The sequence below is a fragment of the Paraburkholderia sp. HC6.4b genome, from assembly GCF_014200875.1.
GTDB classification, from domain to species: Bacteria; Pseudomonadota; Gammaproteobacteria; order Burkholderiales; family Burkholderiaceae; genus Paraburkholderia; species Paraburkholderia tuberum.
In genome coordinates this window covers 44,573-59,653 of sequence record NZ_JACHDC010000006.1, presented here as the reverse complement: position 1 = coordinate 59,653, position 15,081 = coordinate 44,573, and the positions used below count along the sequence as shown (strand labels likewise).

Genomic DNA, 15,081 nt, shown 5'->3' with positions numbered 1-15,081 from the left:
TCAAAACTGGCAATAATATTTCGCCAGAAAGCCGCTTTTTTGCTGACCTCGTAAGAAATAGACTGCCTTCAACGGATCGGGGAACGCGGTTCACACCGATCCACCACACAATCAATTGGAGGTCGTCATGAAATCGCTTCTTTCCGCAGTCGTCGTCGCATCCGCTCTTATCGTTCCGGCACTGTCGTTCGCCCAGCAGACAAACGGTCCGGTCACGCGCGCTCAGGTGCGCGCCGAACTCGTAGCCGCGCAAAAAGCAGGCCTCCTGAACCAGAACGACACCACCTATCCGAAGGCCGTGCCCCAGGACTCGACGATCGTCACCGCTTCGGCGCAAGGTTCGCAAGACGTCGGCGGCGCGAAGGCCAGTTCGTCGGACGCGGGCGCGCCGGCGACGGTGCAGCAACGTCTCTTTTCGACGTATCGCGGTAACTGATCGCGGTAACTGATCGTGATAACTGAGCGCGCAAGTCGTTAATGCATCGTGCAGTAAAAAGCCCCGGTTGCGAAGTTCGGCAACCGGGGCTTTTCGTTGGCGCGCGCGGCGCCGCTGCGCAGCCGCTCGTTGGCAAAAGCGCTATTCGGGAAACGGCAGGCTTTGCTGCCCCACTGCGCGCATGTCGAACACGTTCAGCGTCATCGCGACCAGCGCGTAGTAGCCGAGCAGGCCGACCAGGTTGATCACGACCTGATGCCCGAAACGCCCGACCGCCTGCGCATACGTCGCGGCCGTGACGCGCTTCGTCTCGTACAGTTCGCTCGCGAAGTCGTAGATCAGCGCGTCGTCGGCATCGGCGAACTCGGGGCGGCGCCCCTGGCGGATCGCCTCGGCGTCCGCTTCGCCGACGCCCGCCTGCAGCGCGATCGGATAGTGGATGTACCACTCCGCCTGGGCCTGCCAGCGCGAAGCGGTCACCAGAATCGCGAGTTCCGACAGCCGCAGCGGCAGCCCGGTCTGGTAGCGGCAAAACGCGCCGAGGCGTTGCGCGTGCTGCGCGAGATCGGGGCTGTGAATCCAGCCGAGGAACGGCCCATTCAGGTTGCCGCGCGGGCCGGACAGGATTTCGTCGAGCACCGCCTTCTGTTCGGGCGTGGCAGTGGACATGTCGAAGTGAGGCAAGCGCTCGGTCATCGTCGTTCTCGCAAAAGTCGGTGGGTCGAATCTCAGCGGGCGGCGAGCGACGCGCCGATCGCATCGCTGAGGCGGCTGACGATCTCGTCGATGTCGCGCTCCGTGCAGATGAACGGCGGCGCGAGCAGCACGTGGTCGCCGCTCTTGCCGTCGACGGTCCCGCCCATCGGATACACCATCAGGCCGCGCGCGAACGCTTCGCGTTTGATCGTCGCGTGCAGTTTCAGTTTGGCGTCGAACGGCTCTTTGGTAACGCGATCCTTGACGAGTTCGACGCCGACGAACAAGCCGCGCCCGCGCACGTCGCCGATATGCGCATGTTGCGCATAGTGCTCGCGCAGCCGGCCGCGCAACTGCTCGCCGCGCGCCTGCACGTTCGCCAGCAGATCGTCTTCCGCGATCACGCGCTGCACTTCGAGCGCGGCCGCGCACGCGGTCGCATGGCCGATATAGGTATGGCCATGCTGGAAGAAGCCGGAGCCGCCGACGATGGTCTGATAGATGCGGTCGCTGACCAGCGTCGCGCCGATCGCCTGATAACCCGCGCCAAGGCCCTTGGCGATGGTCAGCATATCGGGCGCCACCCCGTCTTCGTCGCACGCGTACAGATAGCCGGTGCGGCCCATGCCCGACATGATCTCGTCGAGAATCAGCAGCACGCCGTAGCGGTCGCACACCGCGCGGATCTTGCGGAAGTATTCGCGCACCGGCGGCACCGCGCCCGCCGTGGCGCCGACCACCGTTTCCGCGACGAACGCCGCGACCGTGTCCGCGCCGAGCGCGAGAATCTTCTGCTCGAGTTCATCGGCGAGACGCTGAGCGAACGCTTCTTCGGTTTCGTCCGCGCGCTGCTCGCGATATGCGTAGCACGGGCTCACGTGATGCGCTTCGATCAGGATCGGCAGGAACGGCTCGCGGCGCCATGCATTGCCGCCGATCGCGAGTGCGCCGAGGGTGTTGCCGTGATAGCTCTGCCGACGCGCGATGAAATGGCGCCGCTGCGTCTCGCCCTTCTCGACGAAATACTGACGCGCGAGCTTGAGCGCCGCCTCAATCGCCTCCGAGCCACCCGACACGAAGTACACGTGCTCGAGTCCGGCCGGCGCACTCGCGACGAGCCGGTCAGCCAGTTGTTCGGCCGGCTCCGTCGTGAAGAACGACGTGTGCGCGTACGGCAACCGTTGGGCTTGCCGCTTGATCGCGTCGATCACGCGCTGGTTGCTGTGACCGAGGCACGACACGGCTGCGCCGCCCGACGCGTCGATATAACGCTTGCCCGTGGAGTCGATGATTTCGATGCCGTCGCCCGCGACGGCCACCGGCAAGGATTGCTTCGGAGAGCGATGAAAAACGGTGGACATGATGTTCAGTTCCTGGTGAGGGCGGCGGGCGCTGAAACGCGGGCCGGTTCGGGCGTCGCGCACGCGACGAAAGTGTCGAACGCGCATTGCTTCTGGCGATACGCTTTCATCGACACACCAGCGTTGCCGATTTCGAACAGCGCGGTGGCGAGGGTGTTTTCGTCGTCGGGATCGTAAGGATCGTCGCGATAGATCGGCAAGCCCGACGGCGTGCGATCGTGCAGTACGTCGAGCAGGGCTGCCGGTTGCAGCGGGCCGGCCGCGGCGAGGCGATTTCGCCAAGCCGGTAGCCGATGTCGTACGGCTCGCCGCTGACCTGAAAAAACACTGAATTCCTGCATCGACGCCACGGGTCGCACCATATTCAACAATCGGTACGTATTTATACGCCAATACAACATTTGTTGTCAAATGCCGTTGAACGATATCGAACGGAGCGTGGCGTGCCTCACACAATCGCTCAAGGCACGTACGCGCCCTTCGCATGCAACGATTGTTCGGCGAGCGCAAGCTGCTCGAGCGCATCCGCGCCTTCGAGCGCGAGCAAATGCGCGACCAGCGCTTCGGCGATCGCGGTGGCGGCCACCAGCGACGGAAAGAACGACGGGCTTTCGTGCGAGAAGATCAGTACCTTGTCGGCGTTCAACGCGATCGGCGACACGGCGCTGTCGGTGATGGCGATCAGTTTGCTGCCTTTTTCGAGCGCGGCCTCGGCGACGCGCGCGGCTTCGACCGAATACGGCGCGAAGCTGATGACGATGGTCGCGCTGTCGCGCTCGATCGTGCGCAGTTGCATTTCCAGCGTGCCGGCCTCGCCGTTGAGCAGCGACACCGACGGACGAAACAGCCGGTAGCCATAGACGAGACCGAACGCCACCGCGTAACACGAGCGGAAGCCCGCCACGTGCACGTGCGACGCACGCCGCAACACGCGCGCGGCCTCGACGATCACGCGGCCGTTATGCGCGGCGGTCGTTTCGAGATTGTGCTGCTGCGCGACGAGAAGATCGTTCGCGAGCGCATCTTTCGATTTGACCATCGAGCGCGCCCGGCTCGTCAACGGCTCGGGCCACGTGCGCACGCGCGCGACGAACAGATCGCGCAATTCGTTCCAGCCGGGAAACCCCAGTTGCTGCGACAGCCGCACCAGCGACGCGGGCTGCACCTGCGCGCGCTCGGCCACCTTGCGCATCGACGACACCGCGACCTCGTCGGGATGATCGAGCAGGAAGCCCGCTCCCATCTGGAACTGCGGGCTCAGTTCGGGAAAGCGCGCCCGGATCAGGGCGACGAGCTGATCGAAGCTGTCTGGCATGGGGAGGTGGGTCGGCGCCGAGGTGAGAGATGACAACAAATGTTACCACCGGACAGGCGCGTTTCAACGGCGCGAAGATGCTCGGTTCACCAGCGCTTCCCGATGCGCGTCGACGAAGTCCGCCATGCTGTCGAAGCGGAAGTCGATGTCAGGCTGCGAGCCCGGGTTCATCGTCGCGCCAAAGCCCGGCTGCGAATGACGGCGGTAAATCCAGCACGACGCCAGGCCGAACTCGTTTGCAGGCTTGTGGTCATGGAAGAGGCTTTCTGCCGTGTGAAGGATTTTTTCCTTCTTGATGCCGCGCTGATCGAGCTTCTGAAGCATGTACTCGAAGTTTCGCGGCGACGGCTTGTAGGACCCGACGTCCTCCGCTGTGATGACAGCGTCGAACTCAACCTGCAGCCTGGCGTTGCTGAAGGTGAAACTTTCGTTGTCGATGTTCGACAGGATGACCAGCTTGTAGTGCCTCTTCAGATATTGCAGCGCGAGCGCGGAGTCGGCGAATGCCGGCCAGTTTCTGATCGACTGGCCGTACGCCACGCATTCTTCGTGTGTATAGGGCAGGCCCCACTCTTCAGCCATGCGCTTATATACGATGGGAAGCAGTTCCTGATAGCGCTTCGCAGGGGTGAAGTTCTGCTGCGACGACTCGTGGCGAGCGTGCGCTTCGAGAACCTCGTCACGCGTGAGCGGCGTCCTGGCTCGCTCCAGCAGAGGCCGAAGGCCTTCAAAGATGCCACTCTCCCAGTCGATCAAGGTGCCGTAGCAGTCAAAAGTCAGTGTATCGAAATCGGTCAGTTTCACGACTCCTCCTGTCGGATGGCGTGCTCAAAGGTTGAACCCATGCCGAAGCGCAGCTAATCTGGTCAAACACGGGTCCAATACCTGGAGACTATATGCGCCACCTCGTCCTAACAATGGCTGTCTTAACAGCCGCCGGCATCACCGCATCCGCCAATGCTCAATCGGTGGTCACCCTCGGTCACTCGGCTCCGCTTACGGGCCCCCAGGCGCCGAACGGAAAGGACAACGAGAACGGCGCCCGCCTTGCTATCGATGAACTCAACAGGAGCGGTGTCACGGTCGCTGGCCAGAAGGTAACTTTCAAACTGGACTCCGAGGACGACCAGGCAGATCCGAAGGTTGGCGTTCAGGTCGCGCAGAAACTCGTCGACAGCGGCGTGATTGCTGTCCTCGGCCCGTACAACTCAGGTGTGGCTATCCCGGCATCGCGCGTCTATAACACCGGCGGGGTACCGATGCTGCCGGTTGCCTCCAATCCGGCGCTGACGAAGCAAGGCTTCAAAAACATCTTCCGTATCGGCGCGAGTGACGAGCAGCTAGGCGGAACGATGGGTCAGTTTGCGGCCAAAACATTGAAGGCCAAGACCGCCGCGGTGATCGACGACCGCACGGCATATGGGCAAGGTGTGGCCGAGCAGTTCGTCAAAGAGGCAAAGGCAAATGGAATTCAAATCGTGGACCAACAGTTCACGAACTCGTCGGCGACTGACTTCCTCGGCATTCTCACCAGCATCAAGGCCAAAAATCCGGATGTCGTCTTCTTCGGCGGATACGCTGCTCAAGGCGCGCCGATGGCCAGGCAGATGCGCGCACGCGGACTGCGAGCCAAGCTGCTTGGCGGTGATGGCATTTGCTCGGCCGACATGGGCAGGGTTGCCGGTGACGCGGCCTCTATCGTGTATTGCGCCCAGGGCGGCATCGCGCTCGACAAGACCCCAGCCGGCCGTGAGTTTCTGCAGAAATACAAGGCCGCGTTCAACACCGACACGCAGGTTTATGCGGTCAGCTACTACGACGGCGTAAAACTGCTGGCCGATGCGATGGTCAAAGCGGGAACCACGACCGACAAGGCAAAGCTCACCGCCCAGTTGGCAAAGACCAACTATAAGGGCGTGGCAGGCACCTACTCTTTCGATGAAAACGGCGATCTGAAGGGCGCACCCACGACCGTCTATGTGATCAGAAACGGGCTTCCGGTGCCCTACGGGCAGTGACGTTCAATCGAATAACCCCCAACGCACACATGAAAATCACTCGCACTATTTCGACGGTCGAGGTCCATACCGGCGGCGAAGCGTTCCGTATCGTGACGAGCGGGCTTCCTCGTCTTCCCGGTGACACCATCGTCAAGCGTCGAGCGTGGCTGAAGGAGAACGCCGACGAAATTCGTACCGCGCTGATGTTCGAACCGCGTGGTCATGCTGACATGTACGGTGGATACCTGACCGAACCCGTTAGTCCCACGGCAGACTTCGGAATCATCTTCGTCCACAACGAGGGTTATAGCGACCACTGCGGACACGGCGTGATCGCGCTGTCTACCGCGGCGGTCGAGTTGGGCTGGGTTCAGCGCCAGATTCCCGAGACGCGAATCGGCATCGACGCTCCATGTGGCTTCATCGAGGCGTTCGTGCAATGGGATGGTGAACACGCCGGCAACGTACGCTTCGTCAACGTTCCGTCGTTCATCTGGAAACGGGATGTCACGGTCGAGACGCCGTCATTTGGCACGGTAAAGGGTGACATCGCCTTCGGTGGTGCCTTCTACTTCTATACGGACGGTGCCCCGCACGGTCTCGCAGTCCGGGAGTCTTCCGTCGAGGAACTGATCAAGTTTGGCGCCGAGGTCAAAAAAGCTGCAAACGACGCGTACCCGGTTGAGCATCCCGATATCCCGGAAATCAACCACATCTACGGGACCATCATTGCCAACGCACCGCGGCACGAAGGCTCGACGCAAGCCAACTGTTGCGTGTTCGCCGACCGTGAAGTGGACCGTTCGCCCACCGGCTCAGGGACGGGCGGACGCGTCGCGCAACTCTATCTGCGCGGCGAACTGGCGAGCAACGAGACGCTCGTCAATGAGTCCATCATCGGCACGGTCTTCAAGGGGCGTGTACTCAGTGAGACGACCGTCGGCGACTTCAAGGCCGTCGTCCCCGAGGTCCAGGGCAACGCATACGTTTGCGGTTTCGCAACCTGGATCGTGGACGAGCGTGACCCGCTGGCTTACGGTTTCCTCGTCCGATAATCGGTTCCTTGCAGTCGCTTCTAGCGCGGAACGCCGTGACAGGCATTCCGCGTTGTTTGATTGGCGAATCGAGCGGCCCGACCGGTAGGTCAAAGCGCGGTTTCGTGCGCGAGGCCAGCGCGTTGGCATCACCTCATCGCCCGTTCTTGCCTTGCGTCTTCTTTGCGGTCGCTCTGCTTCGGTTCCGAAGCGCGAAGAACACACCGGCTCCGAGCGCGACGAGCAGAACCACGATCAGGCCGCCACTGATGTCGCTCATGCCGGTCATGCCACGAGATTCGCTCTGGCTGGGCGCCGCCGAGGCAGCCACGGGCGCGGAAGCCTCCGCCGCGACGGGCTGCGGAAGCGCCACACCAGCGGCACTCCCTTGACGCACCAGAGAAGCCTCCGACGTCGGCGAGGCCTGGGACACCTGAGATGCATCAGATGCGGATACGGCTGGAGGCGCTTCGGGATTGGGACCGACAGGTGCCATCGCCGTTTCCGAGGCCGTCATGACAGGCGCGGCCGGCTGAGGCGCGGCCGCCTGAGGAGCGACGTCGACGGACCGGGCCATCGCCTTCCACTGCGCGAACACGCCATCCACGCAGTGCACATCGATACAGGCGTTTCGCGCCTGCCGCCACTTCGCCAGTTGCGCGGACGAGAGTTTCCCGCTGCTCAGAAGAGCCTGTTGCTGCGCGAAGATGTCGTCGTACTCGTTGTTCAGGATCGCGTGATCGCAAATGACGCGCTCAGCGGGTTGCTGCGAGGTTGCACACTGAATGTCGTTCGCCGATGCCGCGGTCGAACCCAACGCCGCCATGGATAGCAGCAATACTCCGAATCGTCGTGCCAGGTGCACCCGTCCTCCCAGAATGTGAGTGTCAAAGTCCAGGCACCACGATGAATCCGCCTGGCTCGTCACCGTATGTTTCGACTCTGCCTTCCAGCAGATAACGTGCCGCCAACGCGCATAGCGCCGCGTCGACGTCGTCGATCGAAGTCAGCGACGCTGTTGCGATACCTTCCCGTTCGAGGATTGCCCGGCGCTGCGGACCCTTTTGCTTCGCGGATGCGACGTCCGTCCCGAGGAAAGCGCACGTGATCGCGTGGGGGAATGTCTCGAAGCACACGCGACCATTGATTTTTTCGCCGCCGCTGAAAAGCGGAAAGTGCGCGACGAATGCGTCGTAGACGCGCTCGCCGTTGAACATCCATCCATAGAAGCCGCTTTTGCTGGCGATCGCCGTTTCGCGAGCCGGTGTCGCAAACGAAAAGATTCGCTGCCGCGCGAGCGCCTTCTCGGCTAGTCGTCCCGCGGCGCCTGTTCGCCAACGACACGGCGCATCGATGCCGACCGCCGCCACCTCGAGTGCGCGACACCGTTCGAGCATCTGTTCGGGGGTCGCGTTGCCGAGATGGCTCACGATCTCGGTGCCGCGCAGGACGACCAGATGGTTTCTCTTCCGGTCGCCGCCAACATCGATGCCCGCTACCGTGGTCGGCGTCAAAGCAGCGCCACCACCCTCACATCGCCCTGCTCCGCCGACGCCACCACCTTCTCGCCGATCCGGCGGAACGTGATCGACACCGACGCATCCCCGACCCGCAGATCGCCGACCTCGAGCCAGTCGATACCTTCGGGCAGCATCGGCTGTTCGATCAGCACTTCGCGGCGCTCGGCGTCGATCGTGATGCCCAGACACGCCTCGAGCATCATGAACGGCGAGCCCGCCGCCCATGCCTGCGGCAAACACGCGACCGGATAGGCCGTGGGCGGCTCGCCGCGGCGTCGCGGGAAGCCGCAAAACAGCTCGGGCAAGCGCATGTCGAAATTGACCGCGGCCTGGAACAGCGCCTGCAGCAGCTTCACGGCCGACGCCTTGCCGCCATAGCGTGACAGCCCTCGCGCGCACAGCGCGTTGTCGTGCGGCCAGACCGAGCCGTTGTGATATGCCATCGGATTGAAGCGCGCCTGGCTCGCGGCCAGCGTGCGCACGCCCCAGCCGGTGTGGAACAGCGTCGAGTCGAGCGCCCGCACCACCGCCTCGCCGCGCTCGCGCGTGGGCAGGCCGAACGCCAGCAGATGCCCCGCGTTCGATGCCATCACGCGACACAACTCGCCATGACCGTCGAGCGCGATACCGTAAAAGCCGACCTCGTCCATCCAGTACTTTTCTTCGACGCAGCGGCGGATCTTCTTCGCGCGCTCCGCGTATTGCGCGGCCGCGTCGCGCAGGCCGCGCAGCTTCGCGTAGTGAGCCATCGTGTCGAACGCGGCGCTCGCATAGGCCTGCACTTCGACGAGCGCGATCGGGCCGTCAGGGAAGCGCCCGTCCGCATGGAACACCGAATCGTGACTGTCTTTCCAGCCCTGGTTCGCGAGGCCGCCATCCGATTCGCGCTGGTAATCGAGCAGCCCGTGCCGGTTTTTGTCGCACACGCCCGCGACCCACTGCGCCGCGCGTTCGAGCGCGGGCCATAGTTCGTCGATCAAGCCGACGTCGCCGGTGCGGGCCGCGTAGGCGCCGGCCAGCACGATGAACAGCGGCGTGGTGTCGACACCGCCGTAGTACAGCGCGAACGGGACTTCGCCGGCCGCGGCCATTTCGCCCTTGCGCATCTCGTGCATGATCTTGCCCGGCGCGGCGTCGCGAAACGGCGAGTTCTCGCGCGCCTGATGCTCGGCGAGAAAGCGCAGCACGCCGGCTGCGAGATGCGGTTGCAGCCACAGCGTCTGCAGCGACGTGATCACCGCGTCGCGGCCGAACGGGGTCGAAAACCATGGGATGCCCGCGTACGGGTACGGGCCGGTCGCGAGATCCGTCGTCAGCAGGCCGAGGTCGGCGAACGAGCGGTCGATCCACGCGTTGAACAGCGGATTGCTCGAACGCACGCGCGCGCTCGCGTTGCGTCGCTCGCGCATCACCAGGTGCGCATCCACCATTGCCGCGCGTACCGCCGTGCGGCCGACGCGCGGGCGCTCCGCATCGATCTGCGAGAGATGCGCTTCGCTCAACGCATGCATCGGCTGCGACACGTCGGCGCCGGGCTTGCCGGTCATCGGCACGACATGCACCGCTATCGACAGATAGATCGACACGCATGCCTGCGCGGGCAGCTTGACGGTGTAGTCGGCGCGGTCGGCGAACAGCTTGTCCGGCTGCGGCGAGAACGCGATCCGCACGTTGCGCGCCACGTCGTCGAGACCGATGTAGCCGAGCAGCACCTCCTGATTCTCGATGCGCGCGGGCTGCACGCGACCCTGTTTGTCGCGCTTCAGGCCGCGCACTTCGAACATGTCGCGGAAATCGCTGGAAAACGAAATCGACAGCGGCACGGTCGCATCGTGCGTGCCGTAGTTCGTGAGCTCGATCGCCTCGTTGAGCACGGTGCCCGACAGCACGCGCACACGCTCGACGTGGATCACGCCTTCGGGCGTGCTGTCGCCGCCGAGCGGCGGCAGCGGGCGGTTGGTCAGATGCGCGGTGAAACTGGTGTTGTCGCTGCTGACGCTGCCCGACAGCAGCGACGGCGCGCGGCCGCCGAAGGTCAGCCGCAGTTGCGACATCACGCGCGTATCGTTGACGAACAGGCCATCGTCGTGGCCGGTGATATCGCCGAGCGGATCGTTGACGACGAAGGTGTCGCCCGACTTGAGCACGTGCTGCGTAACGCTCGCGACGTTAAGGTTTTCCGTCGGGATGAAAACGCCGTCCTGCTCGGGCTCGCGATGATCGACGCCGCCGGAGTGGGTCAGCCCGCCGAGGGCTTCTGGCTGCTGTATCAAGGTCGCTCCTATGGATTCGCTGCTGCGTTTGGTTGCACTTCGGGTCTCGCCTCGGATCGGCCGCCGGATTGCCCGGTTGCCCCGTCACCGGGGCCCCGGTTGGCCTGCTCCCCGATGGGCCGGCCCATCCGATTGTAGAGGCTCTTTCCGCGTGAGACGAGCTTATCGCCTCGGAGTTTCGGCTTTTTGCGCCGTTTTTTGACGGCGTTTCCGGTGGCACGGGACGTGCAGGCGGCAGGATGCGCGGAACGTAAAAAAACCCACGGCCTCGTGAGCCGTGGGTTGGCGACCGTCGTTGAACGCGTTGTCGGGCGTCTATCCGGCCTGTTACCGCTTCGCGACCGGCTTCGCCTCGCGCAGCGTCTCGCCGATGAACAGCTGACGCGGACGGCCGATCTTCTGCTCAGGATCGGCGATCATTTCATTCCACTGCGCGATCCAGCCGACCGTGCGTGCCATTGCGAAGATACACGTGAACATCGACGTCGGAATGCCCAGCGCGCGCTGCACGATGCCCGAGTAGAAGTCGACGTTCGGGTACAGCTTGCGCGACACGAAATATTCGTCTTCGAGCGCGATCTTTTCCAGCGCCATCGCGAGCTTGAACAGCGGGTCGTCGTGCAGGCCCAGCTCTTCGAGCACTTCGTGGCAGGTTTCGCGCATCAGCTTCGCGCGCGGATCGTAGTTCTTGTACACGCGGTGGCCGAAGCCCATCAGCTTCACGCCGGAGTTCTTATCCTTCACCTTCGCGATGAAGTCGGGAATGTTGTCGACCGAGCCGATCTCTTCCAGCATGTTCAGCGCGGCTTCGTTCGCGCCGCCGTGCGCCGGGCCCCACAGACACGCGATACCGGCCGCGATACACGCGAACGGATTCGCCCCCGACGAACCGGCGAGCCGCACGGTCGACGTCGACGCGTTCTGCTCGTGGTCCGCGTGCAGGATCAGAATGCGGTCGAGCGCGCGCACCAGCACGTCATTGACCTCGTACTCCTCGGCCGGATTCGAGAACATCATGCGCATGAAGTTCGCGCTGTACGACAGGTCGTTCTTCGGATACACGAACGGTTGACCGACGCTGTACTTGTACGCCATCGCGACCAGCGTGGGCAGCTTCGCGATCATGCGGATCGCCGATACGTCGCGATGCTGCTGGTTCGTGATGTCGAGCGAGTCGTGATAGAACGCCGACAGCGCGCCGACCGCCGCAACCAGAATCGCCATCGGGTGCGCGTCGCGACGGAAGCCGCGGAAAAAGAAGTGCATCTGCTCGTGCACCATCGTGTGCTGCGTGACGGTGTTCTCGAACTCGGCTTTCTGCTGGGCGTTCGGCAGTTCGCCCTTCAGCAGCAGGTAGCAGGTTTCGAGGAAGTCGGCGTTCTGCGCGAGGTTGTCGATCGGGTAGCCGCGGTAGAGCAGTTCGCCCTTGTCGCCGTCGATATATGTGATTTCGGAGTTGCACGCCGCCGTCGACATGAAACCCGGGTCGTACGTGAATTTGCCGGTCTGGCCGTACAGCTTGCGGATGTCGATGACGTCGGGGCCCAGCGAGCCCTGATAGATCGGCAGATCGATGGTCTGGTCGCTGTCGGAAAAGCTCAGCGTTGCGTGTGACTTCGAGTTCATGTACGTCTTCCTTTTGCTTGATACCGCACTCGCGCCGGCATGCATCGCAGTCGTACGGCGAGGCGCGACATCGGCGCTCCCGAAGAAGTACGGGCATGCTCAGGCTCCGCTGCGCATTCTACGGGTCGGCGTGTCGTTGATTGCGTCGATTGATCGCAACAGTCCATCTCCCTGGGCGCAACATTCGTTGTCGGCACGCGGCGGGTGCATCGCGATGCCGTTGAAAGTTGCACGAAAGTCGGAACACCAACCGCAACAATGTTTTGCTGCCAGCACACTGCGTCGGGCGGGATCCATCTGCGATACTCAGTCCGTGCATTGATGCTTGCGGCCCGCGATTCGAAGCGGGTTTTTTTGATCACACAGAAAAGCAGGACGAATACAAATGAATGTCTCTCTCGAAACGCTGTTTCCGGATCACGTCCATACCGAAGACCACACGGTCACCGCGCTGAATCATCAGGATATCGTCGTCGCGTTGTCGGCGGCGCTGAAGACGCAGGACGTCGCGGTGCTGCACATGCTCTATCCGCGCACCGACGCGCGCACGCATCGCAGTCTCGACACGCTCGTCGACGTGCTGCATGGACACGGCCTGCATGAAGTCGCGGATCTGATCGCGCAGGAAGCGCACTATCTACTGTTCAAGGACCCGGTGAAGGCGTGGAGGGTGTTCCACGAAATCCGCAACGACTCGCTCGCGATCGGCGTACATCTGTACTATCACGGGCTCGTCGGCGAGGCGGCCGAACGCGCGCTCGACAAGGACGCGCATCGCAAGGCCTGATGCAGTAACGGGCGATCGGCGGCGCGCGCCGGCCGATCGCCCTTGGTCTTCGCTTCACTTGCTCAGCGCGCGCTCATCGCCTGAATGAAATCATCCACGTAACGATTGAACGCGGACGGGTGCGCGAGGTTCATGCCATGCGACGCACCGCGTACCGTTTCGCGGCGCGCATCGGGCAACCATCCCTGCAACGCCGTCACCGTGCGGTGGAACATGTCGGGACTCTTCTCGCCGTCGATCAGCAGGACCGGGCAGCGCAGATCGGCCGCGTCCTCGGGCATGTAGGCGGGCAGCGGATCGCGGAATTGTCGCGCGAGCGTGTGCGCGTTGTCCGTCGCCATGCGGCGAAAACCCGGGGTGCTCAGCGCCCAGAAGCCGGGGCGGCTCACCGAATCGACGAACAGTTGCAAGCCTGCTTCGATCTCGCCGCTTTCGATCAACCGAGCCGCTTTCGCGCGCAATGCGTTGACCGTCTCCGGCACGCTCGCGGGTGGACGTCCGGCGATCTGCAGCGGGCCGCCCGGATCGGCGAGCGTCAGCGTGCGCACGTGTTCGGGATGGCGTCGCGCGAAATGATAGGCGACGCAGCCGCCGCGCGAATGCCCGACCACATGCGCGGGCCCCGCGCCGAAACGCGCGATGAACTCCGCCACTTCATCGGCGTGGCTGCTCCAACTGAACGGCAGGTCCACCCGCGCGCTATCGGTCACTGGCCAGTAATGCGTGAGACTGACCGCGACGCAGCGATAGCGCTTCGACAGGCCGGCCAGTTGCGGCTGCCAGTAGCGGTAGTCGCACAACGAACCGTGCACGAACAGCAGCAAGTCGCCCTCGCCGGCCTCGACGTAAGGCATGCGCAAGCCGCTGCGTAGTCCGATGAAGGATGGCGATGACGACAGCGACGAAGCGGAAACGGATTGATTCACGGATGAGCTACGGGCGGCGCGGCATCGGCGCGCGAATGCGCGCGGAGCCGGCAACAGGCATTGGGAAATGAGCGTACCGGTGTCCCTGAAAACGGGACGCGATGCGTATTGTCACATATGCGTCAGCGACGCGTCGGGCAGGCGTCTTCATCAAACCACTGACGCGTGGCGACAAGGATATTACTCGCCTGGAGAGTACTTCATCAGTCAGGCCGTTTCCTAAAGATCAATATAACCGGTGCGCCCCATAAAGCACCGTATATTGGGTTTCCCGATATTTTTTAGATGTTCGACGACCTCTTTAAACAGAGGCTCATCTTTGTCTGGCTCCATCATTATTCGCCAATCCTGGTCGCCGTCTCCTTTCGTCTTTAAGAAGTGTGCGTCGCCTGGTTCGTCCATATAGGCCCTGACTATATAACTGACATTTCCCTCGACAAATTCATAGATATCGCACTCGTAATAATATTCATACATTCCATTTTCATCGCGGTCACTGCAGTCGATGTGGTGGCTCACAATTACTTTCATTACTTTCTCCTGCCGGCCAAAAATTTTGGCGTCAAAGCTCAAGATACGCTGTGAGCCGACGCCGTATCTGAGCCATGCACGCCGAACACGACACACGCGGCTTTGCTGGCCATCGTCGGTTCCGGCAGCACACACAGTGGCGCCGCCCCGACCATTTCCAGCACCCCGCCGACCACCTGCAAACCGCCCCATAGCCGGTTGGAAAGCATCTCCGTGGGGCTGATCGACTGGCGGGAGAGCACTGCCGCCAGTTGCGGCGCACTGAGCACCACCCGCACGCCGTCCGAATCCTGTTGATACGACGTTCCGGTGTCCTCTGTAGTTGTTAGGGCTGCTACGCTAGCAGGCATCCACAGGGGTATGGAATGGGCGATGGATGATTTTTGGATTCCGCTTCGGTCAACGAAGTGTCAATATTTGTCCGCGTCGGAGGGTCTCAGTTCACTGGGAAGCGCGTGCGCGGCATTCTGAAACGGGAGCGCTGCGGCGGCAACGCTGGCCGCTTCCTGTTCGCGGTCGCGTTCGTTAATTGAGTGTTTGCCAGCGTCGATCGAACGGCCCATCGCAAGCGCCTTC

At 62.8% G+C, this 15,081-nt stretch carries 16 protein-coding genes and 1 pseudogene; 4 read left to right on the top strand and 13 right to left on the bottom strand.

Annotated features, from left to right (window positions below; genetic code table 11):
* Positions 1 to 127 precede the first annotated feature (127 nt).
* Entirely contained in the window at positions 128 to 436 is a 309-nt protein-coding gene (locus HDG34_RS10950; RefSeq protein WP_184059910.1) for a DUF4148 domain-containing protein, read from the top strand.
* 141 nt (positions 437 to 577) lie between these two features.
* Here the strand turns inward: HDG34_RS10950 and HDG34_RS10945 are convergent, their stop codons facing one another.
* The 5 genes from HDG34_RS10945 to HDG34_RS10925 all read right to left on the bottom strand — a co-directional run bounded on the left by HDG34_RS10945 (position 578) and on the right by HDG34_RS10925 (position 4,612).
* Complete coding sequence (locus HDG34_RS10945; RefSeq protein ID WP_184059908.1) at positions 578 to 1,132, bottom strand: carboxymuconolactone decarboxylase family protein; 555 nt, start codon at positions 1,130 to 1,132, stop codon at positions 578 to 580.
* Positions 1,133 to 1,164: 32 nt separating this feature from the next.
* A complete protein-coding gene (locus HDG34_RS10940; protein ID WP_184059906.1) occupies positions 1,165 to 2,493 on the bottom strand; it encodes an aspartate aminotransferase family protein in 1,329 nt (442 codons plus the stop codon).
* 5 nt (positions 2,494 to 2,498) lie between these two features.
* A complete protein-coding gene (locus HDG34_RS10935) occupies positions 2,499 to 2,855 on the bottom strand; it encodes a hypothetical protein (RefSeq protein WP_311734920.1) in 357 nt (118 codons plus the stop codon).
* 98 nt (positions 2,856 to 2,953) lie between these two features.
* Positions 2,954 to 3,808 (bottom strand): MurR/RpiR family transcriptional regulator, encoded by an 855-nt coding sequence (locus tag HDG34_RS10930; RefSeq protein ID WP_184059904.1) that lies wholly within the window; start codon positions 3,806 to 3,808, stop codon positions 2,954 to 2,956.
* A 63-nt stretch (positions 3,809 to 3,871) separates the two neighbouring features.
* Complete coding sequence (locus tag HDG34_RS10925) at positions 3,872 to 4,612, bottom strand: haloacid dehalogenase type II (protein ID WP_184059902.1); 741 nt, start codon at positions 4,610 to 4,612, stop codon at positions 3,872 to 3,874.
* Positions 4,613 to 4,704: 92 nt separating this feature from the next.
* Between HDG34_RS10925 and HDG34_RS10920 the strand changes: the two genes are divergently transcribed.
* Both HDG34_RS10920 and lhpH read left to right on the top strand, forming a co-directional pair.
* Positions 4,705 to 5,826 (top strand): branched-chain amino acid ABC transporter substrate-binding protein, encoded by a 1,122-nt coding sequence (locus tag HDG34_RS10920; protein ID WP_184059900.1) that lies wholly within the window; start codon positions 4,705 to 4,707, stop codon positions 5,824 to 5,826.
* A gap of 29 nt (positions 5,827 to 5,855) precedes the next feature.
* The gene (lhpH, locus tag HDG34_RS10915; protein WP_184059898.1) at positions 5,856 to 6,863 is read left to right on the top strand and encodes a trans-3-hydroxy-L-proline dehydratase; all 1,008 of its coding nucleotides are present in this window, start codon (positions 5,856 to 5,858) and stop codon (positions 6,861 to 6,863) included.
* 133 nt (positions 6,864 to 6,996) lie between these two features.
* Here the strand turns inward: lhpH and HDG34_RS10910 are convergent, their stop codons facing one another.
* The 4 genes from HDG34_RS10910 to gltA all read right to left on the bottom strand — a co-directional run bounded on the left by HDG34_RS10910 (position 6,997) and on the right by gltA (position 12,261).
* Positions 6,997 to 7,707 (bottom strand): hypothetical protein, encoded by a 711-nt coding sequence (locus HDG34_RS10910; protein ID WP_311735643.1) that lies wholly within the window; start codon positions 7,705 to 7,707, stop codon positions 6,997 to 6,999.
* 22 nt (positions 7,708 to 7,729) lie between these two features.
* Positions 7,730 to 8,356, bottom strand: a complete 627-nt coding sequence (locus HDG34_RS10905) for a DUF429 domain-containing protein (protein ID WP_184059894.1) — start codon at positions 8,354 to 8,356, stop codon at positions 7,730 to 7,732.
* Positions 8,353 to 10,632, bottom strand: a complete 2,280-nt coding sequence (locus HDG34_RS10900) for an amylo-alpha-1,6-glucosidase (protein WP_184060303.1) — start codon at positions 10,630 to 10,632, stop codon at positions 8,353 to 8,355. Before HDG34_RS10900 ends, HDG34_RS10905 begins: the two co-directional genes overlap by 4 nt.
* A 330-nt stretch (positions 10,633 to 10,962) precedes the next feature.
* A complete protein-coding gene (gene gltA / locus HDG34_RS10895) occupies positions 10,963 to 12,261 on the bottom strand; it encodes a citrate synthase (protein ID WP_184059892.1) in 1,299 nt (432 codons plus the stop codon).
* Between the two features lie 385 nt (positions 12,262 to 12,646).
* Between gltA and HDG34_RS10890 the strand changes: the two genes are divergently transcribed.
* Positions 12,647 to 13,048, top strand: a complete 402-nt coding sequence (locus tag HDG34_RS10890; RefSeq protein ID WP_184059890.1) for a hypothetical protein — start codon at positions 12,647 to 12,649, stop codon at positions 13,046 to 13,048.
* A gap of 62 nt (positions 13,049 to 13,110) precedes the next feature.
* Here the strand turns inward: HDG34_RS10890 and HDG34_RS10885 are convergent, their stop codons facing one another.
* From HDG34_RS10885 to HDG34_RS10870, 4 genes and pseudogenes are all read right to left on the bottom strand, one after another.
* A complete protein-coding gene (locus HDG34_RS10885) occupies positions 13,111 to 13,974 on the bottom strand; it encodes an alpha/beta fold hydrolase (RefSeq protein WP_184059888.1) in 864 nt (287 codons plus the stop codon).
* 219 nt (positions 13,975 to 14,193) lie between these two features.
* On the bottom strand, positions 14,194 to 14,505 hold the full coding sequence (locus HDG34_RS10880; RefSeq protein ID WP_184059885.1) for a hypothetical protein: 312 nt from the start codon (positions 14,503 to 14,505) through the stop codon (positions 14,194 to 14,196).
* Between the two features lie 53 nt (positions 14,506 to 14,558).
* Positions 14,559 to 14,855 (bottom strand): annotated as a pseudogene (locus tag HDG34_RS10875) (hypothetical protein); the annotation flags it as partial.
* A gap of 60 nt (positions 14,856 to 14,915) precedes the next feature.
* Positions 14,916 to 15,068, bottom strand: a complete 153-nt coding sequence (locus HDG34_RS10870; protein WP_184059881.1) for a hypothetical protein — start codon at positions 15,066 to 15,068, stop codon at positions 14,916 to 14,918.
* Between the last annotated feature and the right edge of the window lie 13 nt (positions 15,069 to 15,081).

Excerpts from the sequence above, each read along its gene's own strand:
- HDG34_RS10870 (WP_184059881.1), bottom strand. The coding sequence starts at position 15,068 with ATGGGCCGTTCGATCGACGCTGGCAAACACTCAATTAACGAACGCGAC.
- HDG34_RS10935 (WP_311734920.1), bottom strand. The coding sequence starts at position 2,855 with ATGGTGCGACCCGTGGCGTCGATGCAGGAATTCAGTGTTTTTTCAGGT.
- HDG34_RS10880 (WP_184059885.1), bottom strand. The coding sequence starts at position 14,505 with ATGAAAGTAATTGTGAGCCACCACATCGACTGCAGTGACCGCGATGAA.
- HDG34_RS10950 (WP_184059910.1), top strand. The coding sequence starts at position 128 with ATGAAATCGCTTCTTTCCGCAGTCGTCGTCGCATCCGCTCTTATCGTT.
- HDG34_RS10920 (WP_184059900.1), top strand. The coding sequence starts at position 4,705 with ATGCGCCACCTCGTCCTAACAATGGCTGTCTTAACAGCCGCCGGCATC.
- HDG34_RS10940 (WP_184059906.1), bottom strand. The coding sequence starts at position 2,493 with ATGTCCACCGTTTTTCATCGCTCTCCGAAGCAATCCTTGCCGGTGGCC.
- HDG34_RS10890 (WP_184059890.1), top strand. The coding sequence starts at position 12,647 with ATGAATGTCTCTCTCGAAACGCTGTTTCCGGATCACGTCCATACCGAA.
- HDG34_RS10945 (WP_184059908.1), bottom strand. The coding sequence starts at position 1,132 with ATGACCGAGCGCTTGCCTCACTTCGACATGTCCACTGCCACGCCCGAA.
- lhpH (WP_184059898.1), top strand. The coding sequence starts at position 5,856 with ATGAAAATCACTCGCACTATTTCGACGGTCGAGGTCCATACCGGCGGC.
- HDG34_RS10930 (WP_184059904.1), bottom strand. The coding sequence starts at position 3,808 with ATGCCAGACAGCTTCGATCAGCTCGTCGCCCTGATCCGGGCGCGCTTT.
- gltA (WP_184059892.1), bottom strand. The coding sequence starts at position 12,261 with ATGAACTCGAAGTCACACGCAACGCTGAGCTTTTCCGACAGCGACCAG.